The following is a 22079-nucleotide window of genomic DNA, read 5'->3' on the forward strand; positions in this document are numbered from 1 at the left end:
GCAGCCCCTGTTATATAGGATTTCTTATACTTTCTAGTCATACAAAAAAGACAGCTTCGAAAAGCTGTCTTAGAGTCATTTTTAATATTTGAGCATTAGGCTTGGTAATAGATATCAACCGTTTTAATGCGGTTTTCATCCATTGCCGTGACTTTAAATTGAATGCCTTTAAAATCAACCACAGTACCGACTTCTACATTGCCGTGGGTCTGATCTAAAATAAGACCTGAAACACTGATATAACCATCATCTTCTTCGATCAAATCCAGCATTTCCAATTCAAGTTCTAACTGATACAGATCGAGCATGCCTGAAGCTTTCCAATGTTCATCATCGATTTTAATCAAATCAAGTTGTTCATCTGCATCAGGGAATTCACCAGCAATCGCTTCAAACACATCGAGTGGTGAAATCAGACCTTGTACCGCCCCAAACTCATCCGTAACCAGCACCAAAGAGCCTTTTGAGGTACGCAAGGTATTAATCGCATCAATCACCTTCATCTTTTGGAAAATAAAGATTGGACGATGACGTTTAATCAATGCTTTTAGATCATCTTCACTGTCTAGAACATCAATAAGTTCTTTCGCGCGGACAATACTAATCACTTTATCCAAGCTACCACGACACACAGGGAATAAACTGTGCGGCACTGAAAGGACTTGCTCACGAATTTGCTCAGGTGTGTCATTTAAATCCACCCAAGAAATTTGATTACGGGGAGTCATGATCGACGCAACTGAACGCTCTGCAAGCGTCAACACCCCCCCAATCATGTAACGCTCTTCGTCTGCAAAGGTTTCTTGCGCCTGATTACCAACTTGATCGGATTCTAAGCGCCCACCCATCAGTTTTAAAATACTGTCTGCAGTACGATGGCGTAATGGAATTTTCGCTTCGTGTTTTTGAGCATTACGCTGACTAAACTGGTTAAAGGCTTCGATGACAATCGCAACACCAATACCTGAGTAGATATAGCCTTTCGGAATATGGAAACCAAAACCTTCTGCTATCAAACTAATACCGATCAGTAATAAGAAGCTTAAACATAGGATCACGACGGTCGGATGTCGGTTTACAAAAGCCGTTAGCGGTTTAGATGCAAGTAACATCACTGCCATTGCCACAATCATTGCAGCCATCATGACATAAATGTTGTCGACCATACCGATCGCTGTAATGACAGAGTCTAAAGAGAAAACCGCATCTAAGACAACAATTTGCGCAACTACTGCTGTAAAGCTGGCATATGCCACTTTTGTTGTCACTTGAACTTCTGGTTTACCTTCTAATTTCTCATGCAGCTCTGTGACTGCCTTATAAACTAAGAACAATCCACCGAACAATAATATGAGATCTCGACCAGAGAATGTCCAATCAAAAACGGTAATCAGGGGCTTTGTTAATGTGACCAACCAAGAGATTGCAAATAACAATCCTAATCGCATTAATAATGCGAGTGAAAGACCAAGTACACGGGCTTTGTCACGTTGTTCTGGAGGGAGTTTTTCTGCCAAAATGGCAATAAAGACTAGGTTATCAATACCTAGTACAATTTCTAAAATAATTAATGTAAGTAAACCAACCCAGATTCCGGGATCTAACAAAAATTCCATTAGCTCTCTTCCTCATTCTGGATTATAAGAATATCTTCAATCAGACCAACGCACGGCGACGGATCCATAAATTTAACCTATGTAACTAGAGACCATTCCATTATGCACAATCTTGCGCATTTGTAATGTATTCAAGCATATTTTTTCGCATCAACTATATGACAAAATGTTAAGAAACGCTGAATGCATTACAAATCGAATGGGCGATATAAAATACACATCTAGATGTTAAAACCTACTTTTTGAGATCTCCTCTTCCACTTTAAAAAAGTATGAATTCACCTGACTTTTAATTAAATGTAATTAAGGACGCTTGTAATAGATTGTATGACAAATCTAATGAATTATTTATTTCTACCTTTTGGTAAAAAATATTAATATTCAATTCAAATTAAAAACTTATTTATTTTCACTACACTATCTCTATACTTAACCTTATTTTTAATTTCTGTTAAGCATTTAGACAGAATATCAATATAATCTATTTAGATAATCTAAAAATGAGATATCTTCTACTTTCTATTTTTTTATTGTGAACTCTTGCTATTACCCTCTATTTTTCAATAGAATGTTAAAACATTAAATAAAATTAAAACAAATATTCAGGGGACTCCTTTATGACAAAAAAGTATTCAAAATTTTTACCATCCACCGATGACTTTAGTTTAGAAAATTTTCCTTTCTACTGGGTTACTCAGGTGCATTCACAATATGTTTTAAACGTCGACCATGCATTGAAAAAGTATGGCGTTGATAATTCACGTCGTCGTATCCTGCTCGCACTCAAGTCTAAACCACATGCTAGCGTTTCAGATTTATCTGAAATGGTCGTATCTAAAATGTCGACCACAACCAAGATCGTTTATCGCTTAAAAGATGAAGGCTTGGTAGATACTTATTCTTGTGAAGATGATGCGCGTATTACCCGCGTCGTGTTAACCGATAAAGGCACTGCTATGACGCAGAAGATTAACGATCTAACGAATGTCGTTCTAGAGCAATCTTTTGAAGGCTTAACACCGCTACAAATTGAAAAAACCATGGAAAGCTTAAAGCATATTTTCAAAAACTTAGCGCGCTAAGCATTCTGCATCACCGAAATATCAATCGAAAATATTCAGTTGGGGACTGATTTTTTCGATTTTTATTTTGGGTGCGTGTGCACATTCAAACTCATCAACAGGAAAACCTTGTACAAAACTTTGGATGTTGGGTGATTTCCAACTTAGCCATTCCTCTAAGCGCGCATGCGGAATCACAATGACCGAACGTTTTACATTGCCCGGTTCATGAAAGTGCTTCATCATCTCATGCTGAATAGCATCCATCGTAATCATGGTACTTGAACGTACAATCTCGTCACCTTGCCGACAAATGTCATATAAGGCAGCTATATAAAACGCTTCTCCATCTTTGCGCTTAACACTCCAACGCTGCGGCTTATTATCGATATACATTGACTCATAAAATTCAGACACGGGTATTACGCCAAACTTACATTTTGAAATCGCATTAATAAACGTAGGCTTTTGATACAAAGTTTCATTTCGGGCATTATAGGTTTTAAGTGCAATTGATTTGTCTTCGGCCCATTTAGGCACCATGCCAAAATTCACTTTTCGCCACTCTAGCCCTTGTTCAGACTTAAAGAGTAGCGGCAAATCATAATTTGGATAGACTTCCTCAGGATATTCAAAGCTGATTTCAGGCAAGTTTTGAGACTTTAATTGCGATAAGGTAATCGGTTTGAAATTAGCACACATATTTGCCATAATCCGCAAAAAATCAATCTTTATAATAAATGAAAAATCTAGACCGAAGTCGCTTTATCGTCTTAATTCTAAGTATGTGCCTGTATCCAACCGCACATGCCGCAAAAGTCTCTGTACATACCGTTTCATTTCTACCTTTTAGTCTCGACGCGCTCTATCTCAACGAATATCCATTTAAACAAGACCTAATCAATGAGACTGAGATTCCTGCAGGCAATTACCGCATTCAGTACAAGCATTTACGCAATCAGCAAATGATCAGTACACATCATTGGGTGACGGTCAAAAATCTTCCCAACACCCAAGAACAACAATTTTCATTGGTCATATTGCCTGATGGTGAAGTAATCAATGTCTCTGACTTTAAAATTACATCTCCAGAGATGTTTCCTGAAATCTGTTTTGCAAAACGTGCTCAAAATAGTTATCGCTTGATGCAAAATCAGCAAAGACAAAGAGATCAGTTTGGCGTGATTTTTCCTGACGTAGATGAAGCCCACACGACAGAATTAGAAGATCAATTTGGCTGGTTTACGGTGAACGCAGATGGAGGCCGTGTCAGGACTAATTGTACAGGCACTTTTAAAATCAATCCTCAAGATGCGCTCCCCTATTTCACTACTGCAAATTCAGCTCTTCAGTTTAATTATCAACAAGGAAACAAAATACATAACGCATATTTAGCGTTTAGTGATAACAATCCGCTTATTCCAATTGCAGATCGAACAATTCATGAGGCAACAGATTACAAAAATGGCTTGAAGTTTGATGTGTATATTCACAATATCCAAAAAATGAAAACCGAGAGTATTTCTTCTAATTAATCAATCTACAATTACAAGGTTCAGGTCAAGCTGTATATGACGGCCTTGCAGCGTAAACCTATGCTGTTGATGAATCACAAAATGTACTATCAGGATAATTGTTCAAGCCAAGATATTGGCTCTTTTCTGTATTACAAAACACGTTGGAGTCGTTTTTGGTACTATATACTTCCTGATATTTCAAGGAAATAAACTCGAAATGTCCTGCATAACAGAACCTGCAGTGAAGTCTATTGCACAAGATAAAATAGACTTCACTTTGCTACCTTAAGCAGGGAACGTTTGCCAATGGGTGCGGGTGAATTCCTCAAATATCCACTCACCATTAAAACGACCAAGCCCTGAATTACGTTCACCACCAAAGGGTGCATTAGAATGATCCGCCACACTGATGCCATTGATATGCGTCATGCCTATATCGAGTTTGGCAGCAAACTCTCCGCCGCGTGCTAGGTTTGAGGTACATACTGCACTCGACAAACCAAATCGGGTTGAATTTGCCAATTCTAGTGCATGCGCTTCATCTCGCGCTTTTAAAATCGGCAAGATTGGCCCAAAACTTTCTTCTAATGCAATATCAGCATGTGCATCCACATGGGTGAAAATATGCGGTGCAACCAATTGACCTTCAATAACACCTGCGTAGGCTAAAATTGCATCTTGCTGAATGGCATTTTGAATAATAGTTTTTAATTTATCGATTTGCGACTTATTAATGATAGGCCCTATCAGGGTTTCGGCATCATTCGGATCACCAACCACAATGCTTTTTACCCGTTTAATTAATTTTTCAACATAAGCATCGTGCAAGGATTCATCCACAATCACTCGATTGGTACTCATGCAGATTTGCCCTTGATGCAAAAACCGCCCCATCACGGTCAGTTCAACGGCTAAATTTAAATCTGCATCATCTAAAATCACCAAAGGCGCATTGCCGCCAAGTTCCAGCGCTAAACGCTTAATCCGTGAACTTCCTAGCGCTTTCACCCCCACCTGTTGACCCACTTCAGTTGAACCTGTAAATGAAATCATTTTAGGCACAGGATGCTCTACAAAATAGTCGCCAATTTCAGTGCCGCTGCCTGCAACAACATTTAATACGCCATGCGGCAAACCCGCTTCTTCAAATAATTTCCCGAGTAACGTTCCACCTGTCACTGGCGTGTCACTTGCAGGCTTCAGCACCACACTATTGCCGCAAGCAATCGCAGTCACCACAGAACGCATCGACAAATGAAATGGAAAATTCCAAGGGCTAATCACCGCAATGACACCCAAGGGTTTGCGCAAGACAAAACTCTTTCGACTCGGATCTTTACTCTCCAACTGCGTGGTTTGCATTTTTTCAGGAAAACTCAGCGATTCTTGGATAATGCCGAGCGCCGCATCAACTTCAATATTGGCTTTTAAACGTGTACTCCCAGATTCATCTATCAGCCATTGAATAATTTCTTCTCTGCGCTGCTGAATGGTTTGAGCTAATTTGTTGATAACTTGCTGACGTACTTTAACAGACTTGGTCTTTTCTGATTTAAATGCTGCTTCTGCCGCACTATAAGCACTGTCTACATCGACACTGCTGGCTGCCTGCAATTCAAAAATCTCTGCTTGGCTAAAGGGATTTATATTTTTGATGTGACGCGTTGAAGTCCCTGCTCGCCATTGCCCACCAATATATTGCAAATCTAATGCGGTATAAGCTGACATCGTTTCCATCCCATTTTTATCATTCATTCCAATGTAAAGGCTTCAGCATTGAAAAGCTATGAGAAAAACAGGATAAAACTTTATAATTAATTTCTTTTACAACCTTATACTTTAAACAGGCTGATGAATCTGCCGCATCGCTTTATAGATTCGCCAATAAATATAACAGCTAATGATGACTTCAAAACTTAGATCTTTAACTGTGGTGAGTTGCTCAAGCGCAGCCTCCTCCATGTTTAGGGTCAACATGGGTAACAGCCCTTCGACAACAACAGCGATCAAGATAAACAGGACTAAACTCTGAATCGTTACGGGCAAATACAATGCAATAAAGCGCTTTAAAAAATCTCGGCCTTGCTCGCCGCCATTGGCTTTAAATATGGCATTCACCCAGCTAATCAGCAGACCAACTTGTAAAACAAACGAAGCCCAAGCTTCTGTAGGTTTGGATTCTGGGGTTAAGGTCAGCGCTAAATAACTAAAGAAAATCAATATTGAGCTGGCAATATAATAGTTTTTATAATGGCTTTCAGAGACTTTATTCAGTCTTATATCATCCACTAACCGATTTACATTCCATAAATACATGGAGTTTCCTTTTCATTTTTTATGTCGACATTCTAACTTTCTCAAGCAATAAAAAAAGCCTCCGAAGAGGCTTTTTTTGATTTACAGATTAGTCACCTGTATAACCTTTTAATTTTAAACGGTAAGCATGAAGAAGCGGCTCTGTATAACCAGAAGGCTGCTCGCCACCTTTGAATACTAAATCATAAGCAGCTTTGTATGCATAACCATCAAAGCTTGGTGCCATTGGTGTGTAAAGTGGATCGTTGGCATTTTGCTCATCCACAACTTTCGCCATGCGCTTAAATACTTCTTCAACTTGCTCAGCAGTTACGATACCGTGACGTAACCAGTTTGCAACGTGTTGAGAAGAAATACGTAAAGTTGCACGGTCTTCCATCAAACCAACGTTGTTGATGTCTAGAACTTTTGAACAACCTACACCCAAATCAACCCAACGAACCACATAACCCAAGATACCTTGAAGGTTATTTTCGAGCTCTTTGGTTTTCTCTTCTTCAGACCAGTTTGTATCTGTCGCTAAAGGCGGTGTTAACAAGTCATCTAAAGATAGCGGTTGAGTATTCAACAACTCTTTTTGACGCTCAGAAACATTGCACTGGTGGTAATGGATCGCGTGAATAACAGCACCAGATGGAGACGGAACCCATGCACAGCTTGCGCCAGCTTCTGGATGCTCAATTTTCGTTTTATACATATCAAGCAACATATCTGGTTTTGGCCACATGCCTTTACCGATTTGTGCTTTACCACGTAAGCCGGCTTGAAGACCGATCATCACGTTACGGTTTTCATATGCAGGGAACCAGATTTGAGACTTCACTTCGCCTTTACGAACGAATGGACCTGCTTCCATGAAAGTATGGATTTCATCACCCGTGCGGTCCATGAAACCTGTATTAATAAAGATCGTACGATCTTTCGCTTGCGCGATACAGTTTTTCAAGTTCACAGAAGTACGACGTTCTTCGTCCATGATACCGATTTTCAAAGTCTTCGCAGGTAGACCAAGCGCTTGTTCAGCACGCTCAAATAATTCAACTGCAAATGCAACTTCTTCTGGACCGTGCATTTTTGGCTTCACGATATACATTGAACCTTTACGCGAGTTCTTAATCGTGTTTTCACCACGGATGTCAGCAATCGTAAGAAGCGGAGTAACCAAGGCATCCATGATACCTTCATAAATTTCTTCGCCATCGACAAGGATCGCAGGGTTTGTCATCAAATGACCCACATTACGAAGCAACATCAATGAACGACCGTGAAGCGTAGTTTCACCACCGATTAAATTTTTGTGCGTACGATCTTTATTTAATGTACGCGTGATGGTCTTACCATTTTTCTCGATTGACTCAGAAAGCGTACCTTTCATTAAGCCTAACCAGTTACGGTAGCCTTCAACTTTCTCTTCAGCATCAACTGCTGCAATTGAGTCTTCTAAGTCTTGAATTGTGGTTACCGCAGCTTCAAGAACTAAGTCTTTAACACCCGCAGCATCAGTTGAACCAATTGGGCTCGTCGCATCAATTTCAATGATTACATGCAAACCATTGTTTAAAAGTACAATTTCAGTTGGCGCAGCTTCGTCACCATTAAAACCAACAAACTGAGCTTCTTTCGCTAAAGTTGCAGTTGAGCCATCTTTTAGGCTTACAACTAACTTTTTGCCTTCTACCGCATATTTAGTTGCATCTGCATGCGAACCATTAGCTAGCGGGAAAGTTTCATTTAAGAAGTTTTTAGCAAATTCGATAACTTTTGCGCCACGAGCTGGGTTATAGCCCTTACCTTTTTCCGCGCCACCTTCTTCTGAGATCACGTCAAAACCGTAAAGAGCATCGTAGAGTGAACCCCAACGTGCGTTCGCAGCGTTTAAGCAGTAACGTGCATTACGTACAGGCACTACTAATTGCGCACCAGCCAATAATGCGATTTCTTCGTCTACATTTTCTGTGCTGATTTGGAAATCTTCTACTTCTGGTAATAAGTAGCCAATTTCAGTAAGGAAAGCTTTGTAAGCTTCGAGTTCAAATTTGTTGTTGCGGTGCCATTCATCAATTTTCGCTTGAATGTCGTCACGCTTAGCCAATAGTGCTTTGTTCTTTGGGCTAAGATCGACAACGACTTGTTCAAAATTTTTCCAGTAAGTTTCACTGTCTAAACCTGAACCCGGTAGTGCTTCATTTTCGATGAAATCGTAAAGTTCTTTAGCAATCGCTAACTTGCCTTTTTGAATACGTGCAGTCATTGTCTTTCCTGATATTGCTATTTTTTATAACAAGAGATTCTAGTATACCCATTTATACTTTGCTGAATAGTACTATCACATTCCTAAATAATGATCATTTTCTATGTAATGAAATACCCTCATCATTCAACATAATAAAGATCAGAAATACGACGTCATCATCAGCCTGAATACCTTTTTACAGTGTATAAAGTTTTTGAAATGTCGAAATTAGACTTAAGTGCAGAATTTTGTTCTAAAACTGAACAAATAGACCCAAGCGTCAAACAAACTCACTCGATTAAGCCATGAAATGCTGCCAATGTCGATGCTACAACTTCAACCAATCAGTTTAAATTTAACGCTTTTATCGATGAATTATTAAACAACCCTTCTTCTTATTAAATGATGCTTTTATCTTCCGACCTCGCTTTTAAAGCCGATTGTTCGATCTATACTTTTTCTTATCTATGCATGTAATCTAAAACTAAAAATCAAAAAAAAAGAACGCCATCAAGACGTTCTTTTTTCATTCCAACAGAAACGCTTAATTTTCTGCCGTAGATTCTGGTGCATTGATTTGACGGTGAGAGGTATGTAGATAATCATCAGATTGCATTTCCAATAAGCGCGAACGTGTACGCTCAATTTCAAATGCCAATTTTTCACCTTGATATAATTCAATAATCGTATCTTCTGAAGTAAGCAACAACTTCACACCACGGTCATAAAACTCATCAACTAGATAGATAAAACGACGAGTCCCTTCAGACAAATAATCCGTCATGTGCGGCACATTACTCACCAAGACCGTATTATAAATATTGGCAATTTCAATAAAGTCCGCTGGGCTACGTGGTTTTAGGCAAAGTTCAGAATATTCACACCACAGTACATCTTCCGTATGACCAATGGTTTCCACAATACGCTGATTAATAATAATTGGCTCTTGTGAAACTGTTTGGGTTTGCGTTAATGCTGTAAAACGCTGTGCCATCCACAACTTATGTTCATGTGTTAACGGTGACTTAAATAACTGCGCTTGTTTCAATACACGTAAACGATAGTCTACGCCTGAGTCTACATTTAAAATCACACAGTTCTTTTTTACCATTTCGATGGTTGGGATAAAACGGTCACGGTGGATCCCGTTTTTATACAAACCATCTGGTGCGATGTTAGATGTTGCAACAAGGGTGATCCCACGCGTAAATAATTTTTGGAACAGATCGCTCAAAATCATCGCATCCGTAACATTGGATACAAAGAATTCATCAAAGCAGATCACGACCGCTTCTTTATAAATTTGGTCGGCAACAAGGTCTAGTGGATTACGCTGACCTGAAAGCTTATTTAATTCACGGTGTACGTACTGCATAAAGTGATGGAAATGCATACGTGTTTTGCGTCGAAATGGCACAGAATCATAAAACTGATCCATCAGCCACGTTTTACCACGTCCTACACCGCCCCACATATACACCCCTTTCGGTGCAGTTTGACGACGGAAACGACGAAACGCTTTTTTAGAAGCCTTAAAACGTTGGATTAATTCTTGCCAAACTCGATCCAACTCATGCACCGCTTGCGCCTGTTCCTGATCTGGTAAAAACTGACCAGATGCTAAGGCTTGAGCATAACGCTCAGCCGGTGAAATCGGAGTAAATGCGGTGTTGTGTGGTGACTGAAAATCTGACATATCATTAAATACTTTTTTGGGCTAAATGAATTATAACGAAGAATAAACTCGAAGATATAACACTTTGGCAGTAAAGCGCATTGGCTATTTATTATATTGTCTCGGACTATGCCCAAACCAACGTTTAAACGCATGATTAAACGCCGCAGGTTCTGAATAGCCCAGCAATTCTGCAATCATTTCAATTGAATATTCATTATATTCAATCATACGGAGTGCTTTATCTTTAATAATATCTTCACGAATTTGCTTATAACTGGTATTTAACTGTTGCAGTTGATGACGCAAAGTTCTTTCAGGCAAGTTCAACGCTTGAGCAGTTGCTGCCATACTTGGCATCGCACCACTTTGTAATTCCAAATAATCTTGCACACGTTGAACCAATGATGGCGCATCTTCATCGGCGCTTAAACGTTCTAACTCCGCAATACATTTCGACTCATATAATCGAAAAGTAATAATATCTGCGGAAGGGATCCGAATATCTAAAACATCTTCATCGAACCAAAATGCCGCAAATGGCGCACCAAATCGAACTTGAGAGCCATAATAATCAGTAAACATTTTTAATTTTTCGGGATCTTTGGGTTCAGCAAATGGCAAATCAATTTGAACTTGTGGCGTAGATAGCCCCATCATTTTGTACAGATCACGGATGAATTTATACGTTCCTGAAATCTCTGAATGCGCCAATAATGCACCCAGTGTCGCATACACATCTTGTGGTTGGTAGCATAAAGCCACTTTATGCTGACTGATTTGCAAACTCAAACGCCCAGTTAGATGCGTCAACTGTTGAAAGCGAATTCCCTGATTTAAAGCTTGGCGTAAAGTATCACTGGTGACCAATAACATCAGCAACGGACCATAACCCGCCAACGTATAATGCTGACCAATAAATAACCCTTGCTCAGGTTCTACATCTTTACCAATGACTTTCAGTACATCCCACTCCAAACTCGGATGAATCACTGAAGTAGGATCGAGTGCATCGACACGTAGCCCAATGGTTTGCAAACGTTGATCGACATCTACGCCTGCTTTACGCATTCCTTGTACTAAATACATCAGGCTTAGAATAGATCGTTTCATAAATCGTAAAATGACATTAAATTTCTTCTTTTTTACTACAAATTTGCAATTATGAACATTGCCGTTTCGATCAATTTTTCTGTCACCTCAATCATATTGTTCTGGTTATGAACTCAAGTATGCTTAGCCTGTAATCTCGCTTGGAATTAAAAAAATGATGCAGGAAGCGCAAACAAAAACAGTGCAAACCCCAAAAGCCAATTCTGAAATACATACACAAATCGCCATCATCGGCGGTGGTTTTGGTGGTATTGCTATGGCGATACGACTTTTACAACAAAGCAATCAAGATTTTCTGATCCTCGAAAAAGCCAATGATTTTGGTGGAACCTGGCGTGAAAACCGCTACCCTGGCGCTGCGTGTGATGTGCAATCACATATGTATTCACTTTCTTTTGCACCCAAAACAGATTGGTCAAAGCGTTACGCCGAAGCGCCGGAAATATTTGACTATATCCAACACGTCACCCGTGAATATAATTTAAAACAATTCTGTCGCTTTAACAGTGAAGTGCTTTCAAGCAAATACAATGAATCAACCTGTGACTGGCATTTAGAACTCAAAGATGGCGTTAAAATTACCGCTCAATATGTGATTTTTGCATCTGGCCCGTTACATGTCCCACAAATTCCACATATTCTAGGTATTGAAAAATTTAAGGGTAAAGTGTTCCATTCTTCTCAATGGGATCATCAATATCCATTAGCAGGTAAAAAGGTCGCATCGATTGGTACAGGCGGCAGTGCCATCCAATACATTCCTGAAATCGCACCACAAACAAAGCAACTGTATGTTTTTCAGCGTACCGCGGCTTGGGTCATTCCACGAGATGAGCGTAGTTATCATGGTTTAGAAAAATTACTATTTAAAAAATATGATTGGTTTCGAAAAATTCACCGTGCTCGCCTGTATTGGACCAACGAATCACGTGTCGTGCCAATTGTTAAACCGACCACCATGAAGTATGCGCAAAAACTTGCAGAACTGTATATTAAGTACCAAGTGAAAGATGCTGAACTTGCCAAGAAACTAACGCCAAACTACATCATGGGTTGTAAACGCATTTTAATTTCTAATAAATACTTTCCAACCTTTAATCGACCTAATGTGGAATTGGTCAGTGATGCAATACAAGAAATCACTGAAAATGCCATTATTACCAAAGATGGAAAATCCCGTGAAATTGACTGCTTAATCTATGGGACTGGCTTTATTACCGATCCAAGAATTTATTTAAAATCATTTGAATGTATTGGTGAAAATGCTCAAGAACTCAAACAAGTGTGGCAGGCTGGCGCAGAAAGCTTTTATGGCATTTGCACCAAAGGCTTTCCAAATCTGTTCCAATTATTAGGCCCCAATACCGTACTTGCCCATAATTCAGTGGTATTTATGATTGAGGCACAAGTCGATTACATCTTACAAATGATGCAATTGGTTTCAAAATCTAATGTTCAAGCCATCGCTGTTAAAGATCAGGTGCAAGATCAATTTAACACTCATGTACAAGACATGCTTGATGGCACGGTATGGCAATCAGGCTGCGTGAGCTGGTATCAACAAAATGGCGGTAAAAATTTTGCACTGTGGCCAACTTATACATGGAAATATTGGCTGGCTACTCGAAAAATAAATCCAGCCGATTTTCGACTCCTCAGTAAAACAAAATCTAGTCATGCAGCTTAAGCAATAACAGGTCATAATAGGCAGGTATTCATTATCTGCCTATTTTTGTATGCAATCTTTCTGGTTGATTTTCCAGCTCTTAGCCTGTTTAGGGCTTGGTTTTATTCTTGCACGTCGCCTACCCACTTGGCTTGAAAAAATCGCCTTTAAACTCCTGCCGTACTTTACTTATATTTTGTTATTTGCGATTGCGATCGAATTTTCTGAAACATTACACACTATTCCAGCACCTCTGCAAATCCTCTCTTCATCAGTACTTATTGCACTATTGACCTCAATGGGTGCTTTGATTTGCTGCTATATTTTGTTTAAGCTTTTAGGCTATAAACCCAGTCATGGCAAAGTGTCCATGCAGTTGGTAACAAGCTCACTCATCAATATTAGCTATGCTTTTATTGCATTAGGTTTAGGTTATGCTTTTGCCGAAATGGCAGCACATTTTAATCTTAAGCCACATATGAGTACTTGGGATCTACTTTTAGTTTTCATGTTTCTGATTGGGCTTGATCTCGCCTACTCACCGCTCGATCGTTCTTGGTTAAATTGGAAAATTCTACTTGTTCCACTCGGCTGTATCGTCGGTTCACTTTTGGGCGCTTTTGCTGCTGCCTATCTATTGCCACAAATCAGCCTGAAAGATTTGATTATGCTGTCACAAGGTTATGGTTTCTATTCGATGACAGGCATCGTCGTGACTGAATTAAAAAATGCGCATCTAGGCAGTATCGCGCTGATGAATGATTTATTCAGAGAAATTTTTGCGATTGTATTTATGTATATTATTGGCTGGCGTTACCCACGCTCTGCAATTTCATCTGCGGGTGCAACAGCCATGGATGTCACCCTACCTATGGTCAAACAAGCCTGTGGGAATGATTTTATTCCACATGCCATGGTCAGCGGCTTTATCCTTTCTGTCCTTGCACCTATATTGGTAAGTATATTGGCGGCTATCTAACCCCTCACCTAAATCCTCTCCCAAAGGGAGAGGACTTTCTCTCTCCCTTTGGGAGAGAGTTAGAGAGAGGGTAAATATTAAAGTGTCGCCAAAATATCTTTTAAAGTCTGACGCATATTATCCGATTTAGTAATTGGACGGCCAATCACCAAATGTGTAGAACCATCAAGCATGGCTTGTTTAGGTGTCACAATTCGTTTTTGATCATCCGCTGCAGAACCCTTAGGACGGATACCCGGTGTTACCAATGCAAAGTCAGCACCCAAAGTTTCACGTAACATTTTCGCTTCTTGTGCCGAACAAACTACACCATCCAAACCACTTTCTTTCGTTAAAGTCGCAAGACGCTTCACATGTTCAAAAGGTTCCACGTCTAAGCCTAATTCCGCAAGATCTTCACGACCCATTGATGTCAAAACCGTAACAGCAATTAGCTGAGTATTGTAATTGCCCGCCTTCAGGCGCTCTACACAGGTTTCCATCATTTTACGGCCACCTGATGCATGGACATTGACCATCCACACCCCCATATCCGCAGCTGCACAAACTGCTTGTGCTGTGGTGTTTGGAATATCATGGAATTTAAGATCTAGAAATACTTCAAAACCTTTATCGTGCAATGCTTTAACGATACTTGAACCCTCATGGGTAAATAACTCTTTACCAACCTTAACTCGACATAATGCAGGATCTAACTGCTCTGCAATTGTAAGTGCGTCATATTGGCTTTTAGCATCTAGTGCAACGATGATACTCAAGAGACTTACCCTTCATTTTAACAAAATTAGTGCATTATAGATGGATTCAACTTGATCAGAAAGTCATAAAACTCATGTTAATTGAAATGATTAATTTGAATTTAGCTATCTCATTATTTTATTTAAGATATATGGCTTATTTTTTCAGCCCATAAAAAAAAAACACCCCGATGATCCACCAGAGTGTTTAATATAAAATTTAACTATACTCATAAAAGTAGTTAATTTACTTCATAAACCCAATTATAACGGGTTAGAAGGACGCTCATTTGCATCAATATCTAAAACTGTTTTTTCATGACGTGTATGTGCAGCCGCTTCAGCAGCAGCCAGTTGAGCAGTTTGAATTTGCTCTTTACGTAGGCGCTCAATATCTTTACGTAGACGTTTAATTTCCCAGTTATTTTGAAATACTCGGAATACTTGCACTGCCAATAAAAGACCTAAAACCAAACCTAATGACAATGTTAATAGCAATAAAAGCCCTAAACGCATTGCAGGCACTTGTGTAAACAACAAATCGACTGAAAGTTCAGTGCCGTTTTGCAGAACCAAAGCCAATGAGTATCCAAATAGGACTAGTAGAATTACGACCAATACGTAACGCATAAACACCCCTAACAATGTTTTGAATTAGTTTGCAGATTCGTTTACCGCATCACGTAAAGCTTTACCAGGTTTAAAGTGCGGTACAGCTTTTGCTGCAACTTCAACTGATTTGCCGGTTTTTGGGTTACGACCCACACGTGGTTCACGGTGATGTAATGCAAAACTACCAAAACCACGGATTTCAATTCGGTTGTCTGTAGACAAAGCTTCGATCATTTGATCGATCATTATCTTAACGGCCTCTTCCACTAAGGGTTCAGCTAAGTGTGGGTTTTTAAGAGAAATACGCTCTATTAAGTCAGACTTATTAAGTGCTTCAGTAGTCATCTGCGACCTCTTTAATTATCAAGCTACCTAGGATCAGTTTCCCGATAATAACCTGTTTAAATACAAAACGGTAGCGTAATAATCACTTACTACGCTACCGTTACAGTAATTGTGTAAAATATATTAATTAATTTACATTAACAATACAATTCAAACACTTACTTAGTGGTTCATTTGAGCTTTGATCAAATCACCAATAGTCTTAGGACCATTGTCTGAAGTTGCTGTAGCTGTCTTGTTCAAGTTAGCTACTGCTTCTTTTTCTTCAGCTTCGTCTTTCGCTTTGATAGACAAGTTGATAGAACGTGATTTGCGGTCTACGTTGATGATTTTAGCTTCAACTTCTTGACCAACTTCAAGGAACTTAGTTGCATCTTCAACGCGGTCGCGGTTGATTTCAGATGCTTTAAGAGTCGCTTCAACTTCGTCAGCTAACTTAACAGTAGCGCCTTTAGCGTCAACTGCAGTTACAGTACCTTTAACAAGCGCACCGCGTTCGTTAGCAGCTAAGAAATCGTTGAACGGATCGCTGTTCATTTGTTTGATGCCAAGGCTGATACGGTTGCCTTCAGCGTCTACTGAAAGGATAACCGCTTCAACTGTGTCACCTTTCTTGTAACGACGGATAGCTTCTTCGCCTTGTTCGTTCCAAGAAATGTCAGACAAGTGAACTAAACCATCGATACCGCCTGGTAAACCGATGAAGATACCGAAGTCAGTGATTGACTTGATAGTACCTGAAACTTTTTCACCTTTGTCGTGTTCTTTAGCAAACTCTTCCCATGGGTTAGCACGAGTTTGTTTGATACCAAGAGAAATACGACGACGCTCTTCATCAACTTCAAGAACCATAACGTCAACTTCGTCACCGATCTGAACAACTTTAGATGGGTGGATGTTTTTGTTAGTGTGGTCCATTTCTGAAACGTGTACTAAGCCTTCAACGCCTTCAGCGATTTCAGCGAAGCAACCGTAGTCAGTTAAGTTAGTTACACGAGCTTTAACGATAGAACCTTTAGGGTAACGGTTCATGATCGCTAACCATGGATCTTCGCCTAATTGTTTAAGGCCTAAAGATACGCGGTTACGTTCGCGGTCGAATTTAAGTACTTTAACAGTAACTTCTTGACCAACTTCAACAACTTCTGAAGGATGCTTGATACGTTTCCAAGCCATGTCAGTGATGTGAAGAAGACCATCAATACCGCCAAGGTCAACGAACGCGCCGTAGTCAGTAAGATTTTTGATAGTACCAGTAACTGTTTGACCTTCTTCAAGCTGAGCAAGAAGAGCTTCACGGTCAGCTGAAGATTCAGCTTCCATAACAGCACGACGAGATACAACAACGTTGTTACGTTTAGCATCTAGTTTGATTACTTTAAATTCTAACTCTTTACCTTCTAAGTGAGTAGTATCACGAATAGGACGAGTATCAACTAAAGAACCTGGAAGGAACGCACGAACTGGACCGATGTCAACAGTGAAACCGCCTTTAACCTTACCAGAGATAACACCAGTAACGATTTCGCCGTCTTCAAAGATTTTTTCAAGTTTAGTCCAAGTTTCAGCACGTTTAGCTTTTTCACGTGATAAAACTGTTTGACCCATACCGTTGTCAAGAGCTTCAACAACTACATCAACAGTGTCGCCAACTTGAACTTCAAGTTCACGTTGTTCATTTAAGAATTCAGCGCGGTCAACAATACCTTCTGATTTAAGGCCAGTGTCAACTGTTACCCAGTCAGAGTCGATGCTTACTACAACGCCTTGGATGACAGCACCCTTTTCAACGTTGAGGTTTAATTCGCTTTCTTCAAAGAGGGCTGCAAAAGATTCGGTCATGATATACCTAGTAAAGTCAGCGGTCTTGGATCAGACAAGGCCGGTTTAATTAAGCGTCTACATAGTCCGTATAAGACTGATCAAGCTATGCTTCTGCTGAAAATTCTTTAGTTTGCTAATTGCTGATCGATGTAATTCGTCATCAGCGTGAATACTTCATCAATACTTAAAGTTGAACTATCAATGAAGTAAGCATCTGGCGCAGGCTTGAGTGGAGCGACTGCGCGTTCCATATCTCGCTTATCACGCGCTTCGATATTAGCTAAAATGTCGTTTATTTTAACATCCACGCCCATAGCCTGCAACTGATTTACACGGCGCTCCGCACGGGACTGAGCAGAAGCCGTTAAATAAATCTTGGCTTGAGCATTTGGAAAAATCGTTGTCGCCATATCACGGCCGTCTGCAACCAAACCAGGTGCTTGAGCAAAGGCATGCTGACGTTCTAAAAGCGCAGTTCTAAGTGCAGGAATTGCAGCAACTTTTGAAGCAAACTCTCCGACTCTCTCAGTACGGATAACTTTTGAGACATCTTCACCATCTAAAAGCACCGAAACACCTGCTTCATTTGTCACAAATTGTATGTCTAAATTTGTTGCAATTTTTACGCATTCATCGAGCTTAGAGTCTAATGCATCAATTAAGTCTTGCTTATGCAATGACAATCCCAACAGACGATATAACGCACCTGAGTCGAGTAAGTGGAACTGATAATGTGCCGCAATTTTTGCTGCCAATGTTCCTTTACCTGAGCCACTTGGGCCATCAATTGTAATGATTTGAACTGTCATTGCTCTTCCACTTTTGTTTATACGGTTTTTGCAAGTTTTGAAAAACCAATTTTAATCGCTGACTTCAGTTGCGCAAGGATTAATTGACTAACGAATGGCGCACGCGTCTGTAATTCAATCGTATAAGTGACTAAAGTACGCCCGGCATCGATCGCTTCGAATTGAATCATGCCCAAATGATGTTTCACCAATGGATTTTTAATAATTTTATATTCAATACGTTGGTTTGGCTCAAGCAAAGTAATTTGCTCTTGTAATGGCTTCACGGGCCCAAAGCCCATACGACGTACAGAACCTACACCATCAGGACGTTCAGGATCTGCTGAATCTTTTACGCGCACCACTTGAATCGGCGCAAAAGCCACGTTATAGGTCGAATGTTTTGAAAGTAATTCAAAAACCTGCTCGACCGGTGCATTAAATTCTTTTTTTACTTGAATGGATTTCATGTTGTACCCTATTTTATTTGACAATATTAATTGTCAGTAGAGTTTACTTGGTTTTTTAAATTAAGTTCAGTCAAAGTGGCTTTTTCCTGTAACTTCATCAGTCGTTTTTGTTCACGACGCATTTTAAAAAAATCACTTAATTGTTGAGAGCATTGCTCTTGTAGGCAACCATGCTCAAACTCAAAGATATGATTATAGTAGCCTGAATTTAACAATTGGCGCGAACTGACCAAAGAACCTGCTTTAGGCTCAGTCGTCGCAAATACCACTCGTTTTATTCTTGAATGTACCAAAGCGCCCACACACATCGTGCATGGCTCTAAAGTTACATATAAAGTTGCGTCGTCAGGTAATCGGTAATTATCGATATTCAAACAAGCTTGACGCAAAGCTTGTACTTCCGCATGTGCGGTGGGATCTTTCAGAGAAATCGGCGCATTAAACCCTGCACCTATGACTTGATTTTGACTCACAATGACTGCGCCTACAGGAATTTCTTGCAATTCGGCAGCTTGAGCAGCCTGCTCGAAAGCAAGCTGCATCCAATGTTCATCACTATATAGATTTTGTTCAGACATCAATTAATTAAATTACACCATACTGTCTTAACAGTGCATTCCAACTGTCAATATTGGTTACAGGAGGCTCATCAGCCAAAATCCCTTTAAGGGAAAGATCTGTACCTTTTTTCCATTCTGGAGAGAGGTCTTTATCGACTAGACGTGCGCGCACACCTTCCACAAAGTCTGCATGACGAATTTTCCAATCCGAAATTTGGGTTTCAAGTTCAAACACTTCATTCCAAGAATGTACCTGCTTGCCCCACTGCCACAACAACCATGTTAATGCGGCGGTTGCAGGTGAACCTTTTTGTAGATTTTCACTGGCTTGACGCAACCAATCACTACGCGCATCACTTAAACCTATAATTGATTCATAGTCATGTTCAAAATTATGCCCACGGCACACACTTTGAATCACATCCAATGAATTTTGTAATGGCCCCGGCCCCACAGGACGATGCATACTATTTAAAGTGTCATCGATGGCACGAAAATCACCCGCTGGATAATGATCCCAATCAATATTGATGACAGTTTCAAGTACGTTATCACGCTGTGCATCACAAATATGCGTTGCCCAACCGATACCATAAGCACCTGCTGCGGTCATAATCGAGCCGGTTAACCCAGTAAACAACCCTATGGCACCACGGTCAGCAAGGAAACGCGTCGCACCCACATCTGGATACAAACCGATATTAATTTCAGGCATTGCTAAACGTGAATAAGGTGTTACCAAACGGAAAGGTGCGGCCATAAATAGACCTAGGCCACCACCCATGACATAACCTTCACCCCAAACCAAAATCGGCTTTGCATAATTATGCAGCAGCAAATCTAGGGCATATTCTTGTTCAAAGAATTTATTCGCCGTTTCAACTTCATCATTGACCACCAATTGTCGCAATTTGCGTACATCGCCACCTGCACAAAATGCTTTTGGCGTAGTGGAATCTAACCAAATCGCTTTTACTGCATCGTCGTGTTGAAAGTCCTGAAAGACTTCAAGCAACGCTGTACAGATTGATTCATCTAATGCATGAAGCGATTTTGGGCGATTCAAGCGAACAATGCGCCAGCCCTTTTTCGCTTCTTCAACAATCAGATCTGGGTGATAATTTTTTGAAACGGGAGAATAAGTCATGCGTCCAGCTGCCAGTCTATTGGCTCAATGCCATTTTGTTTAAGATAATTATTACTTTTTGAAAACACCTTACAACCAAAAAATCCACCGCGGTTTGCAGCCAAAGGAGATGGATGCGCGGCTTTTAGCACTAAGTGCTTATTTTGGTCAATGCGTTGTCCCTTACGCTGTGCATAAGCCCCCCATAAAATAAAGACAATATGCTCACGTTGTTCATTTAAAACATCAATCACATGGTCTGTAAAATCTTCCCAGCCACGTTTTTGATGTGAAGTTGGTTGCCCAGCCTCAACAGTCAGTACCGCATTTAAAAGCAAAACACCTTGTTCTGCCCAGCGTGTTAAGTCCCCATGTTTTGACACAGGAACCCCGAGGTCAGCATTTAACTCATGGAAAATATTACGTAAAGAAGGTGGTAATGCAACCCCCTTTTGTACCGAAAAGCTTAAACCATGTGCCTGATTTGGCCCATGATAAGGGTCTTGGCCTAAAATCACCACCTTTACATTTGCCATAGGTGTCGTGTTTAGGGCATTAAAGATCAGCGGATTCGGTGGATAAATCACTTTATCCTGTTTGATTTGTTGTAGCAGAAAGTCTTTTAACTCATCCATGCGGGGGCTAAGCAAAAACTCACTTAGGGCATATTTCCAGCTAGGCTCAAGCTGCACTTTAGCGAGTTTTGCTTGTTGCTCTTCTGTTAAAGACATCACTGTTAACCAATCCTAATAAAACCAAATATTTACTTAAATTCTAACTTGTAAATCAACTGCAGGGTTTAAAAATTTTTGACCCTGTTTTAATTTTTCATACATTTGAGTATCGTTCCATTCCGACTGAACCTGTTCGGAGAAGACGATTTGATCTAACTGCAACAACCCCATTTGTGCGTTATCGATATCTTCTAAGAAGCTTTGCGCATAGCCTGTGTCTGTCTCATGCACGATCACAGAATACACCTCAACATCACCCTCACCATTTTGAGTTTCTGTTGATTTTAGAACTTGTTGTGCTAAGTAAAAGAAGATCCGTGAAAACTGTTCTGCTGAAGGCGATACGGGTAGTTGAACCCAACGTGCGCTGAACTGCTTGCAGGCACGAATGTACTCAGCATCATCATGTTGCCAAAAACAAATCGCGTGATCAAAACTGTCAAATAAGTCTTTAATTACCCCTTTGAGCAAACCGAAATCGTAAACCATTTGCCCATGGTCAAGTTTCGACGCTTTGAGTAATAGTTCGACTTTATAACTGTGTCCATGAATGGAACGTTTGCAACGGTCTGACGTGCAATTACGCACGATATGCGCGTTTTCAAACTTAAATAACTTACGAATTAACATGTGTCGTAATGCAATCAAATAATCTATGGGTTCTTAGAGATTATAATGCAAAAGTCTAACAAGAGGCATTAATTTTG

The 22079-nt window shown here is 40.1% G+C and carries 21 protein-coding genes; 4 read left to right on the forward strand and 17 right to left on the reverse strand.

Annotated features, from left to right (window positions below; all coding sequences use genetic code 11):
• Window positions 1–95: 95 nt before the first annotated feature.
• On the reverse strand, window positions 96–1616 hold the full coding sequence (locus FTT92_RS04500) for a transporter associated domain-containing protein (protein ID WP_180102689.1): 1521 nt from the start codon (window positions 1614–1616) through the stop codon (window positions 96–98).
• 617 nt (window positions 1617–2233) lie between these two features.
• Between FTT92_RS04500 and FTT92_RS04505 the strand changes: the two genes are divergently transcribed.
• The gene (locus FTT92_RS04505; protein ID WP_078193646.1) at window positions 2234–2698 is read left to right on the forward strand and encodes a MarR family winged helix-turn-helix transcriptional regulator; all 465 of its coding nucleotides are present in this window, start codon (window positions 2234–2236) and stop codon (window positions 2696–2698) included.
• A 21-nt stretch (window positions 2699–2719) separates the two neighbouring features.
• Here FTT92_RS04505 and FTT92_RS04510 read toward each other — a convergent pair whose 3' ends face one another.
• Window positions 2720–3379, reverse strand: a complete 660-nt coding sequence (locus tag FTT92_RS04510; protein WP_111885089.1) for an SOS response-associated peptidase family protein — start codon at window positions 3377–3379, stop codon at window positions 2720–2722.
• Between the two features lie 38 nt (window positions 3380–3417).
• On the opposite strand from FTT92_RS04510, the gene FTT92_RS04515 reads away from it, so the two are divergent.
• Complete coding sequence (locus FTT92_RS04515) at window positions 3418–4212, forward strand: hypothetical protein (RefSeq protein ID WP_180171540.1); 795 nt, start codon at window positions 3418–3420, stop codon at window positions 4210–4212.
• A gap of 267 nt (window positions 4213–4479) precedes the next feature.
• Here FTT92_RS04515 and FTT92_RS04520 read toward each other — a convergent pair whose 3' ends face one another.
• The 5 genes from FTT92_RS04520 to FTT92_RS04540 form a co-directional block, all read right to left on the reverse strand.
• A complete protein-coding gene (locus FTT92_RS04520; protein WP_180171541.1) occupies window positions 4480–5922 on the reverse strand; it encodes an aldehyde dehydrogenase family protein in 1443 nt (480 codons plus the stop codon).
• Window positions 5923–6033: 111 nt separating this feature from the next.
• Complete coding sequence (locus FTT92_RS04525) at window positions 6034–6510, reverse strand: hypothetical protein (RefSeq protein WP_180088573.1); 477 nt, start codon at window positions 6508–6510, stop codon at window positions 6034–6036.
• Window positions 6511–6598: 88 nt separating this feature from the next.
• Entirely contained in the window at window positions 6599–8761 is a 2163-nt protein-coding gene (locus FTT92_RS04530) for a malate synthase G (protein ID WP_180171542.1), read from the reverse strand.
• 526 nt (window positions 8762–9287) lie between these two features.
• On the reverse strand, window positions 9288–10439 hold the full coding sequence (zapE, locus tag FTT92_RS04535) for a cell division protein ZapE (protein ID WP_111885050.1): 1152 nt from the start codon (window positions 10437–10439) through the stop codon (window positions 9288–9290).
• 84 nt (window positions 10440–10523) lie between these two features.
• The gene (locus tag FTT92_RS04540; protein ID WP_180007330.1) at window positions 10524–11531 is read right to left on the reverse strand and encodes an AraC family transcriptional regulator; all 1008 of its coding nucleotides are present in this window, start codon (window positions 11529–11531) and stop codon (window positions 10524–10526) included.
• Window positions 11532–11688: 157 nt separating this feature from the next.
• Between FTT92_RS04540 and FTT92_RS04545 the strand changes: the two genes are divergently transcribed.
• Together FTT92_RS04545 and FTT92_RS04550 are read left to right on the forward strand one after the other, a co-directional pair.
• Window positions 11689–13218, forward strand: coding sequence for an NAD(P)/FAD-dependent oxidoreductase (locus tag FTT92_RS04545; protein WP_180171610.1), 1530 nt, complete (start codon window positions 11689–11691; stop codon window positions 13216–13218).
• 49 nt (window positions 13219–13267) lie between these two features.
• A complete protein-coding gene (locus FTT92_RS04550) occupies window positions 13268–14176 on the forward strand; it encodes a lysine exporter LysO family protein (protein ID WP_180171543.1) in 909 nt (302 codons plus the stop codon).
• A 77-nt stretch (window positions 14177–14253) separates the two neighbouring features.
• Here FTT92_RS04550 and pyrF read toward each other — a convergent pair whose 3' ends face one another.
• From pyrF to FTT92_RS04600, 10 genes are all read right to left on the reverse strand, one after another.
• On the reverse strand, window positions 14254–14934 hold the full coding sequence (gene pyrF / locus FTT92_RS04555; protein ID WP_180171544.1) for an orotidine-5'-phosphate decarboxylase: 681 nt from the start codon (window positions 14932–14934) through the stop codon (window positions 14254–14256).
• A gap of 243 nt (window positions 14935–15177) precedes the next feature.
• Entirely contained in the window at window positions 15178–15543 is a 366-nt protein-coding gene (locus FTT92_RS04560) for a lipopolysaccharide assembly protein LapA domain-containing protein (protein WP_180023907.1), read from the reverse strand.
• Between the two features lie 24 nt (window positions 15544–15567).
• On the reverse strand, window positions 15568–15870 hold the full coding sequence (locus FTT92_RS04565) for an integration host factor subunit beta (protein ID WP_067767464.1): 303 nt from the start codon (window positions 15868–15870) through the stop codon (window positions 15568–15570).
• A gap of 162 nt (window positions 15871–16032) precedes the next feature.
• Window positions 16033–17712 (reverse strand): 30S ribosomal protein S1, encoded by a 1680-nt coding sequence (gene rpsA / locus FTT92_RS04570; protein ID WP_078193655.1) that lies wholly within the window; start codon window positions 17710–17712, stop codon window positions 16033–16035.
• Window positions 17713–17819: 107 nt separating this feature from the next.
• Window positions 17820–18503, reverse strand: coding sequence for a (d)CMP kinase (cmk, locus tag FTT92_RS04575; RefSeq protein WP_078193656.1), 684 nt, complete (start codon window positions 18501–18503; stop codon window positions 17820–17822).
• A gap of 17 nt (window positions 18504–18520) precedes the next feature.
• Window positions 18521–18952 carry an SRPBCC family protein gene (locus tag FTT92_RS04580; protein WP_180171545.1) on the reverse strand — a complete coding sequence of 144 codons (432 nt, stop codon included), beginning with the start codon at window positions 18950–18952 and terminating at the stop codon, window positions 18521–18523.
• 26 nt (window positions 18953–18978) lie between these two features.
• Window positions 18979–19530 carry a tRNA adenosine(34) deaminase TadA gene (gene tadA, locus FTT92_RS04585; RefSeq protein WP_111885055.1) on the reverse strand — a complete coding sequence of 184 codons (552 nt, stop codon included), beginning with the start codon at window positions 19528–19530 and terminating at the stop codon, window positions 18979–18981.
• Between the two features lie 7 nt (window positions 19531–19537).
• Window positions 19538–20659: an enoyl-CoA hydratase/isomerase family protein gene (locus tag FTT92_RS04590; protein WP_078188941.1), complete on the reverse strand. Its 1122-nt coding sequence runs from the start codon at window positions 20657–20659 to the stop codon at window positions 19538–19540.
• A complete protein-coding gene (gene ung / locus FTT92_RS04595; protein ID WP_111885056.1) occupies window positions 20656–21369 on the reverse strand; it encodes a uracil-DNA glycosylase in 714 nt (237 codons plus the stop codon). Before ung ends, FTT92_RS04590 begins: the two co-directional genes overlap by 4 nt.
• A gap of 36 nt (window positions 21370–21405) precedes the next feature.
• Complete coding sequence (locus FTT92_RS04600; protein WP_180171546.1) at window positions 21406–22002, reverse strand: 6-carboxytetrahydropterin synthase; 597 nt, start codon at window positions 22000–22002, stop codon at window positions 21406–21408.
• Window positions 22003–22079: the final 77 nt, after the last annotated feature.

This window comes from Acinetobacter sp. YH12023 (genome assembly GCF_013420135.1).
In the GTDB taxonomy this organism is placed as follows: domain Bacteria; phylum Pseudomonadota; class Gammaproteobacteria; order Pseudomonadales; family Moraxellaceae; genus Acinetobacter; species Acinetobacter amyesii.